A 21879-nucleotide genomic window follows, 5' to 3' on the forward strand; every position below is an offset into this window, starting at 1 on the left:
CTTGATGGATATATGGGAACGCAGGCGTAAATTTCAATTAAATTTTTTATATATTTTTCAAAATCTTAATTAAAATTAACGGTTAGATTTCAATTATAATATTGGACTGATTAAAGTAAATTTCAAGTTTAATCTGGTAATTTTTTTATAGTGAGTTGAATTATTGACATACACTTGTATATCAACAAATTAAAGGCTTCTGATTATTATTCATGCAAATAGAAATATTTAGTTACAATGATTGGCAAATATACCAACCATTGTATGACCTATCAGTCAACGCTTAATCTTGTTCAATAATTTCAAAATCATGGCTAATTTCAACACCACCATCAGATAGCATTTTACTGGCAGAACAGTACTTTTCTGCTGAAAGTTCAACCGCCTTCGCAACCTGCTTTTCCTTGACAGCCTTGCCTTTGACCACAAAATGCAAATGAATTTTGGTGAACACGGCAGGGATGCTATCGGCACGTTCTGCTTTTAACTGACATTCAACATGCGTCACTTCTTGGCGTGATTTCTTTAAAATAGTCACAATATCGAATGAAGCACAACCACCAAGTCCCATTAAGATTAACTCCATAGGACGTGGACCACGGTTTTCACCGCCATATTCTGCAGATCCATCCATCACCACAGAATGACCACTTTCTGATTTGGCTTCAAAAGCAACGTTCTCTAACCACTGAACACTTGTTTGCATTGCAACTACCTAAAAAAAACTATAAATTGACACGGGTATTTGTACACTAACATAACTTGAGTTGATAAGGAATTTCATCTCTACTGTGTGACAAGTTCAGACTAGGTCTTGTGCGATCTATTATTTATCCATTTTCGGAACCGTTAGCATGACTTCAAACTTTTCACAGCTGAGCACTGATGCATTGTCCCCTGGACAACTGCCTGACTCAGTCAAAGCATTATTAAAACGTGCATACATCAACCGTTATCCAAAACGGACAACTATTGTTGATGCAGGGACTGAATCTAAATCGTTATATTTGATTTTAAAAGGTTCAGTATCAATTATTCTTCGCGAAGATGATGATCGCGAAATTGTTGTGGCATATTTGAATCCAGGCGACTTTTTTGGGGAAATGGGTCTGTTTGAATCGAATCCACAACGTACTGCAGAAGTTCGTACTCGTGATGTCTGTGAAATTGCAGAAATTACTTATGAAAACTTCCACGAACTCAGCAAACAATATCCTGACTTAAGCTATGCCGTTTTTGCACAGCTGGTACGTCGTTTAAAAAATACTACACGTAAGGTAACTGACCTTGCCTTTATAGATGTGTCTGGTCGTATTGCACGTTGTTTGATTGACCTTTCTGCACAGCCAGAAGCTATGATTTTACCAAATGGTCGTCAGATTCGTATTACACGTCAGGAAATTGGCCGTATTGTTGGTTGTTCACGTGAAATGGTTGGTCGTGTACTGAAAACGCTTGAAGAGCAAGGCATGATTGAAACTGATGGTAAAGCCATTCTGATTTTTGATGCTTCTTTGGAGCAAAATGAAGCCACTGATGGCGACTTTGATGACGAATAAGCCATCCACATGCTAAGCAAAAAGCAAATCTTCGGATTTGCTTTTTTATTGCCTGTATATAACTTATAGCCATTTTCAACTATAAAAATATAATTCTTACGACCATTACAAAGCATCAGCAATTTTAACTGCCACAAGCGGCTCAAAATGGTTTAGCCTCTTAGGACATGACTTCATAAAGACAATGTTAAGCGAGATGCTAAGATGCAATTTAGACCTTTGGCAAAAACAGGCATTCTAGTTCCAGAAATCTGTTTAGGCACCATGACATTTGGTGAACAAAATACCCAGCAAGAAGCCTTTCAACAACTCGATTATGCACTAGAACGAGGCTTATATTTTTGGGATACCGCAGAGATGTACCCTGTTCCACCTAAAGTAGAAACCCAAGGGGCAACTGAAACCATGATTGGTCACTGGCTGCACCAACGTGGCGGACGTGACAAAATATTTCTCGCCTCTAAAATTGCAGGCCCTTCGCAAGGCGGCAGTCATATTCGAGATGGCAAAACCCGCTTTAACGCACAGGATATTCATTCTGCGCTAGATGGTAATTTAAAACGCCTGCAAACCGACTATATCGACTTATACCAACTGCACTGGCCGCAGCGTCCAACCAACTTTTTTGGCAAACTTGGTTATGGCAACCAAGAAGCACAAAATACGCAAGAAGTAACCGACCTTGCTGAAACCTTAACCGCGTTGCAACAAGAAATTCAAAAAGGACGGATTCGCTATATAGGTCTGTCGAATGAAACCCCTTGGGGCACCATGAAGTTTTTACACTTGGCAGAACAATTAGGATTAAGTAAATTTGTCAGCGTACAAAATCCGTATAACCTGCTGAATCGTACTTATGAAATTGGTATGTCTGAAATTGCCCATTATGAAGGTGTTGGACTACTCGCCTACTCACCTTTGGCTTTTGGTTATTTAACTGGTAAATTCCGTCATGGCGCACGCCCTGCCAATGCACGTGTCACGCTATATTCACGTTTTAGCCGTTACAGTAATCCACAAAGCGAATGGGCAACCGAGCAATACGCCCAACTTGCAGAACAACACGGCTTGAGTTTGACGCAACTGGCGCTGGCATTTATCAAGCAGCAATTTTTTGTGACAAGTACCATTATTGGCGCGACGAATATGGCGCAACTCAAAGAAAATATTGATGCCTTTGACATCACCTTATCAGATGAAATTTTACAAGGCATTGAAGCCATTCATCGTCAACAACCCAATCCAGCGCCCTAATTTTATTTTAAGCACTGCTTTAAAATGAAATTAAAAATATGAACTCAGCAATAACTCATCATTTTTATGCTGTTTAAAGTCAAAAAGTCTTCATAAAAAAAGATGCGCATAAAACCATGCGCATCTTTTTTGTGTTTTATCTTAACCAGTTGAACTGGCTAAGGTCATCTTAACGACGACTTTGGTTATATAGCGCTTGTGCTGCTGGCAAGTTTTTACGCATTGCTTCAATACGCTGACTGTTCGATGGGTGAGTCGATAAGAATGACGCACCGCCACCACCTTCAAGCTTGTTCATTTTCTCCCAAAGGGTAATTGCAGCTTGCGGGTTATAACCTGCACGTGCCATCAGCATTAAACCGCCCTGATCGGCACGACCTTCCAAATTACGCGAATATGGCAAGCCAATCCCAATTTGCGTACCCAATTGTGCTGCTGCTGCACCCAATTGACCAACGTTATTACCTGCTGCACTTAAACCTACGTTCAAGGCAATATTGGTTAAGGCCTGTGCACCAATTTTACTTTTCGCGTGTTCTTCTAAGGCATGCACCATTTCATGCCCCATAATTGCGGCAATTTCGGCATCGGTTAAATTCAGTTTATTCACAATACCTGTGTAGAACACTACTTTACCGCCTGGTGCGACAAAAGCATTGACTTGATCAGATTTGAGTACCGCCAATTGCCACTGGAAAGGCTGACCAGTTTGGTTCATTTGGTTGGCATGTGGAATCAAACGCTGAAACACAGTATTGATACGTTTATACGTGGTTGAACTCGTGTCTAACTGATTTTTATTGCGTGCGTCTTGCACCATTTCATTATAGCTTTTGGTAGCAGTTGCATTTAAGGTCGCAGTATCTGCACCCGCCATGTCTGCAACAGTCGTACACCCTGAAACTGTGATTGCGCCTGCGGCACATAAACTTAACATCAGTTTTTTGTTCATTATAATAATCTCCGCCTTGCGAGCTATCTTCATACCAATCAATTATATGAAATCAATTCAAGGCTTTAAATCTATAATCACTTCATAAACATATCATTTATGTAAACAACGCCTAAGCTGTGTACAGATTGTATGTCTGAGCGATCAATCACTACCCTAGTAAAGAAATTGATAACACAACCAAAATACTAAACAGAAAACATTTAAACCCAAGTAAATTTTAGACACTACTTCTACTTTTTCTTCCATTTCTGGATTTTTGCGTTTGTAGAGTAGGTAAGCATTTTGAATCAGAATCAGTGGCACCAAAATACAGGCAAAAATAACGCTTAAACCAATAAATGCCTGATACATAATATTCGGATCATGCTTTTGCGATAAAATCAGCATCATGGCAATGGTCGGTGCGCCGCCCATCGCAAACAATAAAGAATAAAAAATCGTACTGGTAATATTTTTATGCATCCTGCATAACCTTAATTAAATTTAATTTTCTAAAGCCATTGTAACAAGCCACCCTGCTCTGCACAGCGCCAGTCATCTGCAACTTTAGTCTTGAAAAACAACTCACTCAGCATCATCTACAATGATTCCCAAAATGAGTCGCTATTGAAACTGAAACAACAGCAATAAAAAGCCCCATCATTTAGACAGGGCTGAGTACATCATCTGAACTTGAGTGTTATGTCAAAGCACAACAACTTAAGCATCAAATGGATGACGTAATACAATAGTTTCTGCGCGGTCTGGGCCTGTAGAAATAATGTCGATTGGGCATTCAATTAACTGCTCAAGACGTTTGATGTAGTTCACTGCATTTTCAGGCAATTGTTCTACACTGGTCGCACCCACTGTCGACTCAGACCAACCCGGCATTGTTTCGTAAATTGGCTTTAAGTTTTCGTATGCAAGCGCATCAGAAGAACCTACGCAACCTGAATCGGTATTTTCATAACCTACGCAGATTTTAATTTCTTCTAAACCGTCCAATACGTCTAACTTGGTCAAGCAGATACCAGAAAGTGAGTTTACATCGACTGAACGACGTAAAATTTCGGCATCAAACCAACCACAACGACGTTGACGGCCTGTAGAAGCACCGAACTCGTGACCTACAGTACCTAAGTGTTTACCAATCGCATCACCTACGTCATTTGCTGCGTCATACACCAATTCAGTTGGGAATGGACCTGCACCTACACGTGTGGTATAAGCTTTAGTAATACCTAAAACATAGTCTAAATGTAATGGCCCTAAGCCTGAACCTGAGCTTACACCACCGGCAGTCGTGTTCGATGAAGTCACATACGGATAAGTACCGTGGTCAACATCAAGTAATGAGCCTTGCGCACCTTCAAACATAATGTTGTCACCGTTTTTACGGTAATTATGAATTTCAGTCGTTACATCAACGACTAATGGTGCAATCACTTCACGCCATTGGTCACATAGCGCTAAAACTTCATCTAACTGAACTGCTTCAACACCGTAGTATTGTGTCAATTGGAAGTTGTGATAATCCAATAATTCAGCCAATTGAGCGCGTAATGCTTCACCGCCACGAACCAAGTCAGCAACACGAATCGCACGACGTGCAACCTTGTCTTCATAAGCTGGGCCAATACCACGACCTGTTGTACCAATTTTGGCATTACCACGTTTTTTCTCACGTGCTTGGTCAAGTGCAATGTGGTTCGGCAAAATAAGCGGACAGTTTGGTGAAATACGTAAACGCTCTTTCACTGGCACGCCTTCTTGCTCCAAAATACCCATTTCTTTAATGAGTGCTTCAGGAGAAAGTACTACACCATTACCAATTAAGCACAGTACGTTTTCACGTAAAATACCTGATGGAATGAGGTGTAATACAGTTTTCTTACCACCAACCACGAGAGTATGGCCTGCGTTGTGTCCGCCTTGATAACGAACGACTGCCGCCGCCTGATCTGTGAGCAGGTCGACGATCTTACCTTTACCTTCGTCGCCCCATTGGGTACCAAGTACCACAACATTCTTGCCCATAATAGCCTCATTACATCATGCTGTTAAAATTGAAAACCAAGACCTGTAACATGAAACATGCCTTGGCGATTAAATTTTTTCGACTGTCCACTCACCATTTGCAAGAACCAATTGGTGCGTTGCGTATGGAACCGAGTTTAAATCATCATTGCCCAACAATTGAATTACACTAAAGCCTTGCGCACGTGTGTTTTGGATAGCCGCGATTAAATCAGGTTGTGAGCCTTTAGGCGCAACAACAACAGACGATGATTCAAAACGACCTGCACTTAATACAAACAAGTCACAAGAGAAACCTGTTGCAGGGCGCGCACGTCCGAAATGCTGACCAATGCCATCATAACGACCGCCTTGTGCCAATGGTGCAGCACGATTTGGCGCATACACTGCATACATTAAACCTGTGTGATAGTGATAAGAACGCAGCTCAACCACATCAATACCAATATGCAAGTTTGGCCAACGTGCCTGAATTTCAGCTTGTGTTGCTTTCACGGCTTCAAACGCTTGCTTAAATTCGGTATTTTCCAACACATCAGCACTTAAATGAGCCTGCAAAGCAGTTAAATCACTGGCATAGCGACCTAAAGCATAAAAATCTGAACCGAAATTTAAATCTTGGGTAAATTCTGCCAATTCAGGCAATGCTTTACGCTGATATAAATCTGACAATTGACGTTCAGTGGCTTTGCTTAATTCTGCTTGTTTAACCAAGCTACGGAACAAGCCGACATGACCCAAGTCTAAATGCACACCTTCTGCCAAACCTGCTTCTTTTAGCAAGCTGAGCATCAGATCAACCATTTCTACATCGGCATCAATGCTGTCTGAACCAAATAACTCTGCACCCAATTGCAATGGTGCACGTGTGGTATTAAAACCTTGTGGTTTGGTATGTAAAACCGTACCTGCATAGCAGTAACGTGCAATGCCATCTACAGGATGTACATGCGCATCAATACGCGCCACTTGTGGTGTCATATCGGCACGAACACCCAGCAAACGACCTGAAAGTTGGTCGATCACTTTAAATGTGGCAAGGTCTAAATCTTGATTCGATTCTGAAAGAGAAGATAGAGATTCAATGTATTCTATGAATGGCGTGTACACCAACTGATAACCTCGAGATGCGAGGAAATCCAGTGACTTACGACGCAAGCTTTCAATCACTTGCGCTTGTTCTGGTAATACATCAGCTACACCATCAGGTAATAACCATGTCTCTGAAATGGGCATGTTGTAAACCTAAATTCTTGTTTGCGCGGAACGAATCCGCATAAAAAAATCGGGAGCACACCCGATTTCTCCTAGTTTAGCATGATACTTTTGCTCATGCACCTGACTTTTTCTGAAATATGCGGTAAAAAATATGAATACACCACATCTTTCAAAGCCATCATTTAAAAGTCCTGATTTGATTTCACCGCCTTTGCCAATAAACTGACCAACTCAGCATTTTGCATTTCAAGCTGTGCGGTTTTTTGCACGGTTTTATCTAGCGCATCTTGCTGAACCTGCATCTTTTTAGCCAAATCTTGCATAATCTCCAACGTCTTTTTTAGATGCTCTTCTAAATGTAATACTTTTTGCTCGACTTGCTGTTGATGCTGCACGTCGCTGCTGCTGTCTGCCTGATTTTTAAATTGCAACCAAATCAGAAAAATGACAGCAAGTGCCAGCAAAAAAATAAATCCCCACAATAAAATAATCATCATGCCACTACTCTATTCAAATTTTCTATGCAAACTTTGTTATATCAATCAGTGAATTAACTGTGAATACGAATTATAAAATCTTTCATCACTATTACATGCTTTTTACACTTTGTATATGTCTTAAAAAGTAGCCGCTTACACCGCCCGTTGACTAAAAGATTCACACAAATCTAGTAAACGGTTGGCATAACCCCACTCGTTGTCATACCACGCAAAAACTTTGGCTTGATGACCCACGACCATGGTTTGACTTAAATCGACAATTAAAGAATAAGGTGAATGGTTAAAGTCGCTCGATACCAAAGGCTCATCGGTCACTTGCATAATTTCGGCATAATCATGCGCTGCCGAAGCACACAACACCTGATTCAATTTGTGCACCGTAATTGGTGACTGAGAAATAAAAGTTAAATCAATAGCTGCAACATTAATGGTCGGTACACGAATCGAGTAACCATCAATCCGATCTGCCATTTTTGGCATGACTTGTTTTAATGCACCCAAGGCAGATGAAGTTGTAGGAATAATATTTTGCCCTGATGCACGCGCACGACGTAAATCACGGTGTGCTTGATCCAATACAGTTTGATCGGCTGTGACTGCATGAATTTCAGTCATTAATGCGGTATCAATTCCGAAAGCATCATCAATGATTTTAACTAATGGTACTAAAGCCTGCGTGGTACAAGATACGCTGGAAATAATTTGGTCGGTACTTTTGACTTCATGATGATTCACACCATAAACAATCGCAGCATCTACAGTATCGAATGGTGCAGCACCAATAATTACACGTTTGGCGCCCGCAGTAATATGCTGCGTTGCCGCCTCGCGGGAACGGAACAACCCTGTACATTCCAATACCACATCAACATTTAAGGCTTGCCACGGTAATTGCGCAGGTTGAGCCTGATTCAACACCTGAACTTTTAATTGCGCCAAACCTGCAGAAATATTCAAAAAAATCTGTTCATTTTCGAGGCTAATTTCCACCTGTCCTTTAAAACGACCATGGGTACTGTCATATTTAAATAAATGAACCAAGGTTTCTACATCGGCAATGTCATTTATGGCGACGATTTCAAAATGAAAGTCTTTGGGATTTTCAAACCAAGCCCGCAGCACATTGCGCCCGATTCTACCAAAGCCATTGATTGCCACTCGTTGCATGACCGATCCTTTCATAATGAAATCAAAATTTAAGCACAGACTATGTTAATAGATTTTGAGGCCTTACTGAAAAAAATCAGATCAATTCTGGGATTTTTCACTTAATTTGCTGATTAATTCGGCAAACTCAAAATACCCATCTAACAATTTCAGCTTGTGGTTGATTAGTTTGACACTCTCGCCTACGCACAAACATTCAACAACAGCTCATCATGCCCCACTTTCGTCAGCAATTTTCCATCATCCTCTATTCAAAAGATTTATTCTGCGCACAGCAACAGAGATTGATTCAGAATTGTCATCAATTCACACTAAAATGATTGGTGATAATGGCTTTTTCCGTTATAATTTGGCGTTTTTAAAATTTTAAGCCTGCATTACAGCAAAAGAATTATTTTTGTCAGACTGTCTTGCGTTTAGCCCAATCGGAAATTATGGAGTGACTTGGTTGTGAGTACTCGTTTTATGACATCAGCTGAAATTCGTGAAGCATTTTTGCGTTACTTTGAATCGCAAGGGCATACACGTGTCGCATCGAGTTCTCTAGTACCCGCCAATGACCCAACCCTGTTATTTACCAATGCAGGTATGAACCAGTTTAAAGACTGTTTCCTTGGGTTAGAAAAACGTGATTATGTACGTGCTGTATCGTCACAAAAATGTGTGCGTGCAGGCGGTAAACATAACGATTTAGACAATGTGGGTTATACCGCACGTCACCATACTTTCTTTGAAATGTTAGGTAACTTCTCGTTTGGTGATTATTTCAAACGTGATGCAATTAAATTTGCTTGGGAATTTTTAACCAGTGAACAATGGTTAGCGCTACCAAAAGACCGTTTATATGCCACGGTTTACCACACCGATGATGAAGCATTTGACATCTGGAACAAAGAAATTGGTTTAGATGCTTCTCGTATTATCCGTATTGGCGATAACAAAGGCGGCCAATATGCTTCAGACAACTTCTGGGCAATGGGTGATACAGGTCCTTGCGGTCCGTGTTCTGAAATTTTCTATGATCATGGCGATCATATCTGGGGTGGCTTACCAGGCACACCTGAAGAAGATGGCGACCGTTTCATTGAAATTTGGAACAACGTATTCATGCAGTTCAACCGCACTGCAGATGGTGTATTACACCCGCTTCCAGCACCTTCTGTAGATACAGGTATGGGCTTGGAGCGTATTTCTGCAGTATTGCAACATGTGAATTCAAACTACGAAATTGACCTGTTCCAGCACTTACTCAAAAATGCAGCACAGATTATTGGTTTAGACACGACTGCTCTTGAAGTAACTGCACAGCAAACTGGCAAGCCTGTAGACTACCCTGCTTCACTCAAAGTAGTTGCTGACCACGCTCGTTCTTGCTGCTTCCTAATTGCCGATGGCGTGAATCCATCGAATGAAGGTCGTGGTTATGTATTGCGTCGTATTATTCGTCGTGCAGTACGTCACGGCAACAAGCTTGGCGCAACAGGTTCATTCTTCCACAAAATGCTTCAGCCTTTAATTGAAGTAATGGGTCAAGCTTATCCTGAACTTGCAGCAAATCAAGCGCGTATTGAAGCGCAACTTCTAAAAGAAGAAGAACAATTTGCCAAAACGCTTGAGCAAGGTTTGAAATTGCTTGAAGGTGAATTGGCACAGCTTAAAGGCTCGGTCATTCCTGGTGAAGTGGTATTTAAACTATATGACACTTACGGCTTCCCAACAGATTTAACGGCAGATATTGCACGTGAACGCGACTTGACCATTGACGAAACAGGCTTTGAAGTTGAAATGGCAGCGCAACGTCAACGTGCACGCGATGCAGGTAAATTTGCAGTTGACTACAACTCAATTGTAAAAGTTGAAGGTGAAACTCAATTTGATGGCTATGACGCAACGACTGGTCAGGGTCAAATTGTGGCTATTTATAAAGATGGCGAACAAGTCGATGAAGTAGTTGAAGGCGATGAAGCTTTAATCGTACTCAATCAAACCCCGTTCTATGCAGAAAGCGGTGGTCAGATTGGTGATACAGGTCTATTCAAAAACGAAACAGGTATTTTTGAAGTTCAAGACACCAAAAAATCTGGCGGTGCTTTTGTTCATCAAGGTATTGTTACCATGGGCAGTTTAAAAGCTGCGCAAGCGGTGGAAGCGATTGTAAAAGCAGACATCCGCGAAGCTACTGCACGCAACCACTCTGCAACACACTTATTGCACGCTGCCCTACGTCAAGTTTTAGGTGCACACGTACAGCAAAAAGGTTCGTTGGTTGCTTCTGATATTTTACGTTTTGACTTTGCCAATGACCAACCTGTGTCATTTGAACAATTGCAAGAAATTGAGCGTTTGGTAAATGCAGAAGTCATTGCCAATACCGCAGTTTCTACTGAATTACTGGATATTGAAGCAGCCAAAGCCAAAGGCGCAATGATGCTATTTGGTGAAAAGTATGGCGATGAAGTTCGCGTACTTTCTATGGGTTCAATCATTGAAGATAAAAACTTCTCCATTGAACTTTGTGGCGGTATTCACGTGAAACGTACAGGTGATATTGGTCTGTTCAAAATCATCTCTGAAGGTGGTGTTGCAGCTGGTGTACGTCGTATTGAAGCAATTACAGGCAGCAAAGCCGTTGAAGCCGTTCAAAAAACTGAACGCGATATCAACAGCATCAATGCTTTGTTGAAAGCACAAAAAGACCAAACTTTAGAAAAAGTGAATACATTGGTCGATACAGCATCTAGCCTTCAAAAGCAGATTGAACAGCTCAATCAAAAATTAGCGCACTTCCAAGCAGCTGAACTTTTAAGTCAAGTACAAGAACTTGCTGGACGTACCACGCTCATTACCACTGTACAAAATATGGATGCAAAATCACTGCGTAATTTGCACGACGGTGTAAAATCCAAACTCGACCAAGCAGTGATTGTACTTGCAGGTGTAGAAGGCGATAAAGTCAGCTTAATCGCTTCTGTTGCACCAGACTTTACTGCTACGATTAAAGCAGGAGACATCATCAAACACTTGGCTACAGAACTAGGTGGTAAAGGTGGTGGTAAACCTGATTTGGCACAAGGTGGCGCGCCACTTAACGAGAACTTTGCAACGGTGATGGCAGGTTTAACTGCTTGGCTTGCGGCAAAATAATCTCACTTTTTGTGTAACTGACCCTGAGCAGGTAAATTCGGGGTCATGGCTTATATGGAACAACTATGGCACTAATCGTTCAAAAATATGGCGGTACCTCAATGGGTACTCCCGAGCGCATTTTAAATGTTGCTCGTCGTGTGAAGCGCTGGCATGATCATGGCCACAAAGTAGTGGTTGTCGTTTCTGCCATGAGTGGCGAAACCAATCGCCTACTCGCTCTCGCGAAAGCCATTACCGAAACCCCTGATCCGCGTGAATTAGACCAAATGGTGTCTACAGGCGAACAGGTGACGATTTCGATGTTAGCGATGGCGCTGAATTCTATTGGCGTTGCAGCAAAATCACTAACTGGTCGCCAAGTTGGTATTCAAACTGACAGCGCATTTACCAAAGCACGTATTGAAGCGATTAATACTGACGTGTTAACTGAAAACCTAGACGCAGGCCGTGTGATTGTGGTTGCTGGTTTCCAAGGGTTTGATGCTGAAGGTAACACCACGACTTTAGGTCGTGGCGGTTCTGATACTTCTGGCGTTGCACTTGCTGCTGCATTGAAAGCCGATGAATGTCAAATTTACACTGACGTAGATGGCGTTTACACCACAGACCCACGCGTTGCACCAAAAGCCAAAAAAGTAGATCGTATTTCTTTTGAAGAAATGCTAGAAATGGCTTCTTTAGGTTCTAAAGTATTGCAAATTCGTGCGGTTGAATTTGCAGGTAAATACCAAGTACCTTTACGTGTATTATCAAGTTTTGATAATGACAATGATGGCGCATTCGACGAAGATTTTAAACAAAATGTCGGCACACTCATTACTACTGAATTGGAAGACAACATGGAACAACCTATCATCTCAGGTATCGCGTTTAACCGTGACGAAGCAAAATTAACTATTTTAGGTGTGCCTGATGAGCCAGGTATTGCATCTAAAATCTTGTCACCTATTGGCGCTGCCAATGTTGAAGTTGACATGATCATCCAAAACGTAGAAGAAGATGGTACTACCGACTTTACTTTTACTGTAAACCGTGGCGAACTTGCCAAAGCAAAATCAATTCTTGAAGCAACTGCCAAAGAAATTGGTGCACGTGAAGTCGCTACACGTGGTGACATCGTGAAAGTATCTATCGTAGGTGTAGGTATGCGTTCACACGCAGGTGTTGCAAGCAAAATGTTTACTGCACTTGCAGATGAAGGCATCAACATTCTAATGATTTCTACTTCTGAAATTAAAATTTCAGTCATTATTGAAGAAAACTATTTAGAGCTTGCAGTACGTACTTTACACACTGTATTTGGTCTAGATCGTGAAAGCGGTGAGTCTAGCGCACGCGCTTAATACGCCCCTGTCAGAAAATGTAATTGTCTGACAAATTTTGCGAAAAAGTACAAAAAAATAGAGCCACTATAGTTTTTTTTATAGTGGCTCTGTTATATTGAGCAACATGCTTTCATAAATTTTGGCAGCGCTGTATCTTATAAAATAAATAATGATACGTTCCGTTAAAATTTACTGGTTTTTATTTGGTTGTGACTTTTAAATTGCTTTAAAAATCAATGCAGGTTTAGCATTTTGCAAGGAGATAAACATGCTGATTCTGACCCGACGTGTCGGAGAAACATTAATGATTGGGGACCAAGTCAGCGTGACTGTGCTTGGTGTCAAAGGTAACCAAGTTCGTATTGGTGTAAATGCCCCGAAAGAAGTATCGGTTCATCGTGAAGAAATCTATCAACGTATTCAACACGAGCGTGCCATGCATGAGCATTTGCAACATTTAGATCAAGATTATCAACCTTCATTTGAAGAAGATAACTACTCGCAAAATGACTTTAATCGTTAAACGATTAAGGTAATTGAATATAAAGCGGCTCATTTGCCGCTTTAAATTTTTCTGCTGAATGCTTTTTAAAAACTCGCATCATTTCAGAGTTGCTCGCTGATTCGAAGCATGTAAAGACTATTTTACAGGCAACTCAGCACAAGTTTTGCATGAAAATTACTGTGAGTTTTCCATTAATTCTAAAGCTTTACGCACAGGTGCAAAACTACGTCGATGTGCCGCAATCACGCCATGCTGTGCAATGGCTTCAAAATGTGCTTTGGTTGGATAACCTTTATGTTTGGCAAAACCAAATTGTGGAAATGCTTGATCAAGCAATACCATTTCACGGTCACGCGCCACTTTAGCTAAAATACTGGCTGCCGAAATCTCTGCATGTAATGCATCTCCCCCAACAACGGCATCACAAGACATCGCTAAACCCTGCGGAATTTTATTGCCATCGACTAAGACATGCTCAGGTTGAATAGATAAGGCTTCCACCGCACGACGCATCGCCAATAACGACGCTTGCAAAATATTCAGTTCATCAATTTCGGCTGCAGATGCTTCTGCAATTGCCCAAGCCAAAGCCTTTTCCTGAATTTCAACAAATAACTTTTCACGCTTTTTTTCTGTCAGTTTTTTAGAATCATTTAAACCTTCAATCGGGTTATTCGGATCTAAAATAACTGCCGCAGCGACAACAGAACCCACTAAAGGCCCACGCCCTGCTTCATCTACACCTGCAATTTTCATCATCTTTTTCCAGAAAAAATAGGCTGAAATCTTCAGCCTATCTTACGATGCGAGTCACAACGCACCATTTTTAATTTTACAGAATCGGTAAAACTTATCTTACTGCTTCTGCCACACATGCATTAATGGTTCGAGATACTGCATTGCTCACAATGGTTGCACGTGCAGCAGGGTCAATTGCTGCAGTGGCTAAATCTACTGCAGTCACATTTTGTGGTGCTTTTTCACTAACACAACCACAAATTTCCGCTTGAACATTTTGCTTTTGCGTTGGTGTCATAACACGTGTCGCAGTGTGCCATGCAGGAATGTTGTTTAATTCAGTCACACACTTGGCATTAATTGCAATTTTAATCGCCGCCATACCCAATTGTTGAGTTGCTGTCGGTGCAGTTGTCGTTCCTGTAGTAGTACCTGTAGTGGTGGTACATGCAGATAAAACCAAAGCGATAGGTGCCAATACAGCGAGTAGTTTTTTCATGGATATTTCCTGTATTTAATATTCAAGTCATTTGAGTGAAACAATGCCGCTATTGTGCCTAAACTTGTTTGACGAAGGAATAGCTTTTTGCAATTTCTACATTCATGTGCTTAGGCTTAAGGCTAGGGGCTGTTGACAATTTTTCTATGTTTGCGACAACGCATATTTTTTAGCTGATATAAGGCATGAGGTAGGAAATTTAGTCATTCTAAATGACTGACTCATAACGCAATAGCAGCAAAAAATATGCTTGTCCTGAAAGGCTGTGGCTAAAACTTTCTCAGATTGCGTTATGAAACTTGGCAATAGTCTCGCTATTCCCTGCGTTTCATGCCTGATCTGCTCAGTTTTAGCCTACAGCGCAAACTATTTATGAAATATCAACAGCCCCCTCAAGAACGCTATTTTTTTTGCAGCGTTGCAGATTTTCAACACTCCGTTGCAGGTGGATACTTTTTTCGCTACATGCTGTTGTTTAGCATGCAAGCACACTATTCGCCTGAAACACAACATGAACAGTTCTCATTCATATTACACCCGTACCGCACAAGTTTTACATTGGCTCATGGCGATTATTTTTATTGGTGATTCGCTTATTTTGGCGTTACACCCACCCTGCGCCACAACTGCCTGACAGCATGTCACCGTTGATGAAAACACTAGCGCATTTAGGACATCTAGGTCTGTATTTTATGCTGATTGCGATTCCAATCACGGACTGTTTGTTTAGCTGGAGCGTGGGCAAACCTGTGCCTGTGTTGTATTTATTTGAAATTCCAGCCTTGGTGGATAAGAACCCCGAACTATTAGCAATTGTTAAACCTGTGCATACTTATTTGTCATGGTTTGCAGGGGCAATGGTGGTTGGGCATATGCTTGCAGCACTTAAACATCACTTTATAGATAAAGACGATGTATTGCGTAGTATGACGCAACAAGGTAAATAATTTTTAAAGCTTGAGTTTAAAGCGATTCAAATCGTTCTCCCACAAAAAAGCAGCTTAAATTAAGCTGCTTTTTTGTAGTCTAAGCTAATCTAAATTCAGTTTAACTCATCCCAATGCTTGAATTTGCTCAATCCATTTTTGCTTTTCTTCAGCCGAAATAAATGAAGCTTCAAAAGAATTAACCGCCAATTGTTTTAATTCAGCATTGCTTAAATCTAAAGCTTGGCTAATAGCAACAAAGTTATCATTCATATAACCACCAAAATAAGATGGATCATCTGAATTAACTGTCACTTTAACACCCTGCTGCAATAAACGGCGGATGTTGTGCTGTGCCATATCATCCACTACGCATAGCTTTAAATTACTCAATGGACAGACCGTGAGCGGCATTTTCTCTGCAATTAGACGTTGCATTAATACAGGATCTTCTTCAGAACGCACACCATGATCAATACGGTTTACTTTCAGTAAATCTAATGCTTCCCAAACATATTCGGCTGGCCCTTCTTCGCCTGCATGTGCCACGACTAAAAAGCCTGCTTCACGTGCTTTGGCAAAGACACGTTCAAACTTTGAAGGTGGATGTCCAACTTCGCTTGAGTCCAAACCCACTGCGATAATTTGATCTTTATAAGGCAAAGCCTGTTCAAGTGTGGCAAATGCTGCATCTTCGCTTAAATGACGCAAGAAACACATAATTAAATTTGAACTGATGCCTAATTTTGTTTGCGCATCATCACAAGCACGTTGTAAGCCATTAATCACGGTTGCAAATGCCACACCACGCTCGGTATGGGTTTGCGGATCAAAAAACATTTCGGTATGTACCACACGGTCTTCAACACATTTTTCAAAATATGCCCAAGCCAAATCGTAAAAATCTTGCTCATGCACCAACACTTGTGCGCCTGCATAATAAATATCTAAAAAAGACTGCAAGTTATGAAAGTTATATGCTTGTTTGACTTCTTCTACGGACTGATAAGGGATGTCTATTTGGTTGCGCTGCGCAATGGCAAACATCAATTCAGGTTCAAAAGTACCTTCAATATGCACATGCAATTCTGCTTTAGGTAATGCACAGATTAGCTCAAGTTGATTCATGTTCTGTCCTTTTTGCTATTTTATGGGAGAATATTAAAAAATTGATCAAAATAAAAAAGGGTGCAAACTGAGTTTACACCCCTTTTCAGTTTAAGAATATTAACCGCCAAACATGGCAAATTTTAATGCCCAAAGTGCAGCAATAATCCACACCATATAAGGTACAGACTTGGCTTTGCCAGTGAGTAGTTTAATCAGCGCATAGCTAATAAAGCCCATAGCGATGCCATCGGCAATAGAATAAGTAAATGGCATGAACACGACTGTTAAGAATGCAGGCACGGCTTCGGTGATGTCATCCCAATCAATATGCACAATGCCTTGAATCATCAACACACCCACAAATAACAAGGCAGGTGCAGTCGCAAAACCTGGTACCGATTGCGCAAGTGGTGCCAAGAACAAACAGGCAATAAACAACAAGCCAACAATCACTGCGGTTAAGCCTGTACGACCACCCGCTGCAACACCTGCAGATGATTCAATATACGGCGTTGTTGAAGATGTACCCAATGCCGCACCTGCAACAATTGCAGAAGAATCGGCAAAAAGTGCTTTTTTCAAACGGGGTAATTTACCATCTTGCAACAAGCCTGCACGGTGTGAAACACCCACTAAAGTACCTGTAGAGTCAAATAAATCGACCAAGAAAAATACGAAAATTACACCAATTAAACTTGCTGTAAATAGACCTTCAAAGTCCATTTGCATAAAAGTAGGTGCAATAGATGGAATTTCACCAACCACTCCTTTAAATTCACTTAAACCTAAAGCTGTTGAAATCGCAGTTAGCACCAAAATACTGATGATAATTGCACCACGCACTTTAAAGTGATGCATCACCACCACCATTAAAAACCCCAATAGCGCTAAAAGTACAGTGGGTTGTTTTAAGTCACCTAAGCCCACCAAAGTCGCAGGATTATCGACAATAACACCAGCATTTTTAAGCGCGATTAAAGCAAGGAATAAACCAATACCACCGCCTATGGCTAATTTTAATGACATGGGAATGGCATTAACAATGGCTTCACGGATTTTAAACATGCTAATGGCAATGAAAATAATCCCTGATACAAAAACTGCAGCCAAAGCCGTTTGCCAAGGCACACCCATGCCTAAACAAACCGAGTAAGTGAAATAGGCGTTTAGCCCCATGCCTGGTGCGAGTGCGATTGGGTAATTGGCAACAATTCCCATCACCAAGCAGCCAATAGCTGCGGCTAAACAGGTGGCGACAAAGACAGCTCCATGATCCATTCCTGTTTCAGATAAAATCATCGGATTGACAATAATGATGTAACACATGGTTAAGAATGTGGTTACACCCGCCAAAATCTCGGTACGGAATGTGGTCTTGTTTTCGCTTAATTTGAATAAGCGCTCAAGCATTCCCGCTGAGGATGGATTAGGAGTCGTCATGACCTAGCCCCTGTAAATAAACTGAATTTGCAGCATGACACAATTTTAAGTCAGCACTTAAAAGCCTGTGTCAGTTGCGGCAATGGATTTGCCCAATGAGCATGTAAAATTACATGAAAAAGATAAACTTAATTCACAATCAAGCATTTGATTTTATCAAAATCAAAAATTCGGAATGCTAAATAAAAAAGCCGCATAAATTTTATGCAGCTTTGTTCATCTTTTTTTTACTTCAGTCACTCTCAAAAGTAATGCCTTTGAGTTGTGATGAAGCAGTTTCAATTGGCAAATTATACCATAGGGATTTTTTAAAAATTCTAGTTTTTTGAATTAAAGATAAAATTTTACGATAAAGTGAAGCACACAAAAGTGTGATGAATAAAGCAATTACCACACATTATGTTAGAAATTTCTACGCTTATTCTGTGACTTGCAAAATCTGTGGTGTAGCCGCTTCTGTTTTTTCTAGCGATAAATTTGCAGATTCAGTCAAAACTCGGTTCAGTTCTGCCTGCTTTCGCGTTTCCTCTTCCAAGTAAACGAGATAACCTAATAAAACGACCAACACCACCAAAACTGGCACAAGAATGTGTTTCATGTCATTTACTTTTATTGAACAATTTTCATACATATTAGCAAAAATTATGCGCGGTGTAACTCTTAATACGCCCCAGTCAAAATTTGTGCTTCAGCGATCAAACTCAATCTATTACATTAAGCCATTGTATGAATGGTATTTTTAAAACGTTTCCAAGATACATAGAAAAATGTTGTTGCAATTGCGATTAACCATAGAAAGGAAGGCCAGACCACATCCAATCCTGCATTTCGGTATAAAATTGCTTGCGCCAATGTTACAAAATGCATTGTCGTTGCAATCAACATGATATTTTGAATAATTTCTGGCATGCTTTCTCGTGGTGTACTTGCCCCAGACAACATTTGCAAGGGAATCAGAATAAGCATCATCAGCAAACCGAATTGCGGCATCGATTTAGACACGGTTGCCATATATATACCCATTGAGGTTGTTGCAAATAAGGTCAGCAAGGCTCCAAAGAAAAATAACAGCAAACTTCCTTCTATGGGTACCTGTAATGCCCCCTGCACCACTACTTTTAAGCCTAAAAAAGCTGCTAAAAGCACCACAAGGCTCATCGATAAAACCTTTGCCAGCATAATTTCAAAAACCGTGACTAGCATAACCGTTAAATGCTTAATGGTGCCATGTTCTCGCTCACGAATCAGTGCACAGATGAAATGTGGAAAGAGGCTTCAAAGCTCTAGTGCAAAATAAAAACCAATTAGTGCAAAATAAGCCGAAAACTTACATGTGTACACCACTGTGTACATATTTTTAAACTATAAGCGAATTTATGTATCTTTAAGAAAAGCAATAAAAAAGCCCTAAATCGTTATAATTCAGAGCTTTATTACTTATATGAAGTTATGTAACAACATATAATTTTAATGTATTGGTAGGCATATCCAGACTCGAACTGGAGACCTCTACGATGTCAAGGTGGATAACATTCTATAAATATCAATGCATTAAGTAGCATTGACACAAGACCTGACACACTATGATTTTGGTCGGTTTCTATCTAAATTCACCTGACACAATGATTATATCGGGTTTTAGCAGAATTTATAGTATCCTAAATCAGCAAACCCCAACACGCCTTGCTGCGTAGGGTTTGCCGTTCATCGGCAGAATAAAAACAATTATAATAGCGCTTGCATATATATCGTGGCTACGATATATTATTCCTATAGATCGGAGATACATCATGAAGACTTACCACGCTAGCTCAAACCAAGATTTAAAAGAAATTCTAAAAGGTGAAGGTGATTATGCTGGTATCTTCACAAGCGAAAACGTTGCTCTTACAGCAAATGGTGATTACGGTGATTATGTTTATCGAGTTGCTTTTGATTCAATTTGTGAAAAGTCTGATATTGAAGAATACTTAGAAAACAATCCTGATTTTTTAGCTCAACACCCTAATTTTGTTGTTGATTGTGATGGTGCGGAACAAGATGATATTTATTTTGAAAACCAAAAATTGCGTGCCTTAATTGCTATCGAATTAGGCTTTGATGCAGTAGAGGAAAATGATGGTTGGTTGGTTGTGAATGGTACTGTTGAATTTATTGGCCACCGCAAAAGCGAAGAAGTTGAGACTGAAATTGATGAAAATTGGTAATACTATGAGAAATCCAGCTCAAGAAGCTAAGCGCAAATATGAAAACAATCGGCAAACCAAGCGCGTGTCTTTCAATATTGAAACCGAAAAGGAGTTGTTAGAGTTTGCAAATTCAGTAGATTTTAGCAACTGGGTGAAACAGAAGATTAAAGAAGATGCCCTCAAGTGAGGGCTTTCTTATACGCATTACCAAGCTTCACATCATAAGAATTTCTAGCATAAGCGGGACCATTGTAGCCACGTGCAAATGCTTTCCAATCTTTGTTTTTTAGTGCGTTTACTAAGCCATTCACTTTAATGAAACGACACATCGCTTCAAGCTGTGATGCTTCATCACGGTACATGGCATTGATGAAGTTTTGCAGAGTCGGATAGCCCAAAGCTTTCCAGTGATAGCCCATCACCTGACCAATGCCCCATGATGCTGACTCTAAAGCCGAATCACGATGATATTGAGCAGCTGCATTCAAACGTCCGTGCTGTGCAGAATACAAGCCATAGTTGCCCATGGTTTTACTGCACAGATCGGGACGTTCTCGCATAGCTTTGTCTGCTATTGCTGCTTTACCATTTGCAATTAGTCTTTGCCGAAATACATGCCGCTCAAACAGAATCACTGGTGTGCCATCGGCATTAAACCCACTGCCCTTGCACTCGACTTCAATCACGGCTTTTAGTGCTGCAACTTCGATACCGAGTCCTAATGCCTGCGCTTGAATCTGTGCTTCAGTTAGTTTTTTGCTCATCATTATCTCCGTGCAATTCAGGTTGCGCTTTTAACCGCGCAAAAACACTTAGCACATTGTTTAAAAAGCCAAGCCATAACACCCAAGAATGCGGTAATAACTCTTTAATTTCTTGTGGTACTGCTGCCCAAAATTGCGGAAAATTAGAGCCAAACAACCAAAGTAGCTCAAAAGCCGCATACATGATGACGTAAAAAAAGGCGCTTAATGCACCCACTTGTACTGACTTGAGTTTCCAAGCCTGTTTCCAGTTATCAATTAGTTTCATCACACCCACCTTTTTTGCACGTCATTTTTCGCATATTGGTTCTATGCAACTCGGCTGCACGCTGGTTTTCTAAAAACTTAAATACTAGATTCACAATAAATCCCGCTAAAGCGACTGCAAAACCGAGCCACGGCAATATGTCTATTGATAAAAGCCAAGCGATGAAGCCACCGCCTGCCCCGACATACGTTGTTTTACTTGCTGCTGCTGATACTGTTGCTGCAAGTTCTGCAGCGGCTTGCTTCGTTTCAGACATGATGCCCCCTAAATTTTGGTAATAAAAAAGCACCCGGAGG

General features: G+C 40.7%; 22 protein-coding genes and 2 pseudogenes. 8 read left to right on the plus strand and 16 right to left on the minus strand.

Features of this window, described 5'->3' with window-relative positions; translation table 11 throughout:
* Window positions 1-283: 283 nt before the first annotated feature.
* Window positions 284-706 carry an OsmC family protein gene (locus tag FTT74_RS00620; RefSeq protein WP_004971563.1) on the minus strand — a complete coding sequence of 141 codons (423 nt, stop codon included), beginning with the start codon at window positions 704-706 and terminating at the stop codon, window positions 284-286.
* A 148-nt stretch (window positions 707-854) separates the two neighbouring features.
* Here FTT74_RS00620 and crp point away from each other — a divergent pair, with 148 nt between their 5' ends.
* Together crp and FTT74_RS00630 are read left to right on the plus strand one after the other, a co-directional pair.
* Window positions 855-1559, plus strand: a complete 705-nt coding sequence (crp, locus tag FTT74_RS00625) for a cAMP-activated global transcriptional regulator CRP (protein WP_167845925.1) — start codon at window positions 855-857, stop codon at window positions 1557-1559.
* A gap of 204 nt (window positions 1560-1763) precedes the next feature.
* Entirely contained in the window at window positions 1764-2813 is a 1050-nt protein-coding gene (locus FTT74_RS00630) for an NADP(H)-dependent aldo-keto reductase (protein ID WP_167845924.1), read from the plus strand.
* A gap of 169 nt (window positions 2814-2982) precedes the next feature.
* Here the strand turns inward: FTT74_RS00630 and FTT74_RS00635 are convergent, their stop codons facing one another.
* The 6 genes from FTT74_RS00635 to FTT74_RS00660 form a co-directional block, all read right to left on the minus strand.
* Window positions 2983-3765, minus strand: a complete 783-nt coding sequence (locus FTT74_RS00635; protein WP_179988412.1) for a M48 family metallopeptidase — start codon at window positions 3763-3765, stop codon at window positions 2983-2985.
* 156 nt (window positions 3766-3921) lie between these two features.
* Window positions 3922-4230 carry a hypothetical protein gene (locus tag FTT74_RS00640; protein ID WP_004971573.1) on the minus strand — a complete coding sequence of 103 codons (309 nt, stop codon included), beginning with the start codon at window positions 4228-4230 and terminating at the stop codon, window positions 3922-3924.
* A gap of 237 nt (window positions 4231-4467) precedes the next feature.
* Window positions 4468-5787, minus strand: coding sequence for an adenylosuccinate synthase (locus FTT74_RS00645; RefSeq protein ID WP_178318488.1), 1320 nt, complete (start codon window positions 5785-5787; stop codon window positions 4468-4470).
* A 69-nt stretch (window positions 5788-5856) separates the two neighbouring features.
* Entirely contained in the window at window positions 5857-7023 is a 1167-nt protein-coding gene (locus FTT74_RS00650; protein ID WP_096901061.1) for an ATP phosphoribosyltransferase regulatory subunit, read from the minus strand.
* A gap of 164 nt (window positions 7024-7187) precedes the next feature.
* Window positions 7188-7502: a hypothetical protein gene (locus FTT74_RS00655; RefSeq protein ID WP_004971580.1), complete on the minus strand. Its 315-nt coding sequence runs from the start codon at window positions 7500-7502 to the stop codon at window positions 7188-7190.
* 135 nt (window positions 7503-7637) lie between these two features.
* Complete coding sequence (locus FTT74_RS00660) at window positions 7638-8672, minus strand: type I glyceraldehyde-3-phosphate dehydrogenase (protein ID WP_096901062.1); 1035 nt, start codon at window positions 8670-8672, stop codon at window positions 7638-7640.
* 450 nt (window positions 8673-9122) lie between these two features.
* Between FTT74_RS00660 and alaS the strand changes: the two genes are divergently transcribed.
* From alaS to csrA, 3 genes are all read left to right on the plus strand, one after another.
* Entirely contained in the window at window positions 9123-11816 is a 2694-nt protein-coding gene (gene alaS / locus FTT74_RS00665; protein ID WP_179988411.1) for an alanine--tRNA ligase, read from the plus strand.
* 65 nt (window positions 11817-11881) lie between these two features.
* Window positions 11882-13162, plus strand: a complete 1281-nt coding sequence (locus FTT74_RS00670; RefSeq protein WP_004971586.1) for an aspartate kinase — start codon at window positions 11882-11884, stop codon at window positions 13160-13162.
* Between the two features lie 250 nt (window positions 13163-13412).
* A complete protein-coding gene (gene csrA, locus FTT74_RS00675) occupies window positions 13413-13667 on the plus strand; it encodes a carbon storage regulator CsrA (RefSeq protein ID WP_004971589.1) in 255 nt (84 codons plus the stop codon).
* Window positions 13668-13823: 156 nt separating this feature from the next.
* Here the strand turns inward: csrA and rnhB are convergent, their stop codons facing one another.
* Window positions 13824-14405, minus strand: a complete 582-nt coding sequence (gene rnhB / locus FTT74_RS00680) for a ribonuclease HII (RefSeq protein ID WP_004971591.1) — start codon at window positions 14403-14405, stop codon at window positions 13824-13826.
* Between the two features lie 94 nt (window positions 14406-14499).
* Window positions 14500-14886 (minus strand): hypothetical protein, encoded by a 387-nt coding sequence (locus tag FTT74_RS00685; protein WP_004971594.1) that lies wholly within the window; start codon window positions 14884-14886, stop codon window positions 14500-14502.
* Window positions 14887-15397: 511 nt separating this feature from the next.
* On the opposite strand from FTT74_RS00685, the pseudogene FTT74_RS00690 reads away from it, so the two are divergent.
* Window positions 15398-15833, plus strand: a pseudogene (locus tag FTT74_RS00690) (cytochrome b).
* A 105-nt stretch (window positions 15834-15938) separates the two neighbouring features.
* Here FTT74_RS00690 and FTT74_RS00695 read toward each other — a convergent pair.
* The 4 genes and pseudogenes from FTT74_RS00695 to FTT74_RS00710 form a co-directional block, all read right to left on the minus strand.
* The gene (locus FTT74_RS00695; RefSeq protein WP_096901064.1) at window positions 15939-16940 is read right to left on the minus strand and encodes an adenosine deaminase; all 1002 of its coding nucleotides are present in this window, start codon (window positions 16938-16940) and stop codon (window positions 15939-15941) included.
* A gap of 99 nt (window positions 16941-17039) precedes the next feature.
* Window positions 17040-18362, minus strand: a complete 1323-nt coding sequence (locus FTT74_RS00700) for an NCS2 family permease (protein ID WP_179988410.1) — start codon at window positions 18360-18362, stop codon at window positions 17040-17042.
* A gap of 418 nt (window positions 18363-18780) precedes the next feature.
* On the minus strand, window positions 18781-18960 hold the full coding sequence (locus FTT74_RS00705; RefSeq protein WP_004971601.1) for a hypothetical protein: 180 nt from the start codon (window positions 18958-18960) through the stop codon (window positions 18781-18783).
* Between the two features lie 116 nt (window positions 18961-19076).
* A pseudogene (locus FTT74_RS00710) lies at window positions 19077-19613 on the minus strand (ABC transporter permease); the annotation flags it as partial.
* Between the two features lie 539 nt (window positions 19614-20152).
* Between FTT74_RS00710 and FTT74_RS00715 the strand changes: the two are divergent.
* A complete protein-coding gene (locus tag FTT74_RS00715) occupies window positions 20153-20569 on the plus strand; it encodes a hypothetical protein (protein WP_179988409.1) in 417 nt (138 codons plus the stop codon).
* Complete coding sequence (locus tag FTT74_RS00720; RefSeq protein ID WP_179988335.1) at window positions 20556-20738, plus strand: hypothetical protein; 183 nt, start codon at window positions 20556-20558, stop codon at window positions 20736-20738. Before FTT74_RS00715 ends, FTT74_RS00720 begins: the two co-directional genes overlap by 14 nt.
* Here the strand turns inward: FTT74_RS00720 and FTT74_RS00725 are convergent.
* From FTT74_RS00725 to FTT74_RS00735, 3 genes are read right to left on the minus strand one after another with little or no spacing between them, the layout of a single operon-like run.
* Window positions 20731-21315, minus strand: a complete 585-nt coding sequence (locus tag FTT74_RS00725) for an N-acetylmuramidase family protein (RefSeq protein WP_179988408.1) — start codon at window positions 21313-21315, stop codon at window positions 20731-20733. The two genes, FTT74_RS00720 and FTT74_RS00725, sit on opposite strands and share 8 nt — an antisense overlap.
* Window positions 21296-21583 carry a hypothetical protein gene (locus tag FTT74_RS00730; protein WP_179988407.1) on the minus strand — a complete coding sequence of 96 codons (288 nt, stop codon included), beginning with the start codon at window positions 21581-21583 and terminating at the stop codon, window positions 21296-21298. The genes FTT74_RS00725 and FTT74_RS00730 overlap by 20 nt, the downstream gene beginning before the upstream one ends.
* Window positions 21570-21839, minus strand: coding sequence for a holin (locus FTT74_RS00735; RefSeq protein WP_179988406.1), 270 nt, complete (start codon window positions 21837-21839; stop codon window positions 21570-21572). Before FTT74_RS00735 ends, FTT74_RS00730 begins: the two co-directional genes overlap by 14 nt.
* Between the last annotated feature and the right edge of the window lie 40 nt (window positions 21840-21879).

The organism is Acinetobacter sp. YH01007 (genome assembly GCF_013420425.1).
In the GTDB taxonomy this organism is placed as follows: domain Bacteria; phylum Pseudomonadota; class Gammaproteobacteria; order Pseudomonadales; family Moraxellaceae; genus Acinetobacter; species Acinetobacter towneri.

Coding starts and splice junctions, on each gene's coding strand:
- FTT74_RS00620 (WP_004971563.1), bottom strand. CDS start 706: ATGCAAACAAGTGTTCAGTGGTTAGAGAACGTTGCTTTTGAAGCCAAA.
- crp (WP_167845925.1), top strand. CDS start 855: ATGACTTCAAACTTTTCACAGCTGAGCACTGATGCATTGTCCCCTGGA.
- FTT74_RS00630 (WP_167845924.1), top strand. CDS start 1,764: ATGCAATTTAGACCTTTGGCAAAAACAGGCATTCTAGTTCCAGAAATC.
- FTT74_RS00635 (WP_179988412.1), bottom strand. CDS start 3,765: ATGAACAAAAAACTGATGTTAAGTTTATGTGCCGCAGGCGCAATCACA.
- FTT74_RS00640 (WP_004971573.1), bottom strand. CDS start 4,230: ATGCATAAAAATATTACCAGTACGATTTTTTATTCTTTATTGTTTGCG.
- FTT74_RS00645 (WP_178318488.1), bottom strand. CDS start 5,787: ATGGGCAAGAATGTTGTGGTACTTGGTACCCAATGGGGCGACGAAGGT.
- FTT74_RS00650 (WP_096901061.1), bottom strand. CDS start 7,023: ATGCCCATTTCAGAGACATGGTTATTACCTGATGGTGTAGCTGATGTA.
- FTT74_RS00655 (WP_004971580.1), bottom strand. CDS start 7,502: ATGATGATTATTTTATTGTGGGGATTTATTTTTTTGCTGGCACTTGCT.
- FTT74_RS00660 (WP_096901062.1), bottom strand. CDS start 8,672: ATGCAACGAGTGGCAATCAATGGCTTTGGTAGAATCGGGCGCAATGTG.
- FTT74_RS00670 (WP_004971586.1), top strand. CDS start 11,882: ATGGCACTAATCGTTCAAAAATATGGCGGTACCTCAATGGGTACTCCC.
- csrA (WP_004971589.1), top strand. CDS start 13,413: ATGCTGATTCTGACCCGACGTGTCGGAGAAACATTAATGATTGGGGAC.
- rnhB (WP_004971591.1), bottom strand. CDS start 14,405: ATGAAAATTGCAGGTGTAGATGAAGCAGGGCGTGGGCCTTTAGTGGGT.
- FTT74_RS00685 (WP_004971594.1), bottom strand. CDS start 14,886: ATGAAAAAACTACTCGCTGTATTGGCACCTATCGCTTTGGTTTTATCT.
- FTT74_RS00695 (WP_096901064.1), bottom strand. CDS start 16,940: ATGAATCAACTTGAGCTAATCTGTGCATTACCTAAAGCAGAATTGCAT.
- FTT74_RS00700 (WP_179988410.1), bottom strand. CDS start 18,362: ATGACGACTCCTAATCCATCCTCAGCGGGAATGCTTGAGCGCTTATTC.
- FTT74_RS00705 (WP_004971601.1), bottom strand. CDS start 18,960: ATGAAACACATTCTTGTGCCAGTTTTGGTGGTGTTGGTCGTTTTATTA.
- FTT74_RS00715 (WP_179988409.1), top strand. CDS start 20,153: ATGAAGACTTACCACGCTAGCTCAAACCAAGATTTAAAAGAAATTCTA.
- FTT74_RS00720 (WP_179988335.1), top strand. CDS start 20,556: ATGAAAATTGGTAATACTATGAGAAATCCAGCTCAAGAAGCTAAGCGC.
- FTT74_RS00725 (WP_179988408.1), bottom strand. CDS start 21,315: ATGAGCAAAAAACTAACTGAAGCACAGATTCAAGCGCAGGCATTAGGA.
- FTT74_RS00730 (WP_179988407.1), bottom strand. CDS start 21,583: ATGAAACTAATTGATAACTGGAAACAGGCTTGGAAACTCAAGTCAGTA.
- FTT74_RS00735 (WP_179988406.1), bottom strand. CDS start 21,839: ATGTCTGAAACGAAGCAAGCCGCTGCAGAACTTGCAGCAACAGTATCA.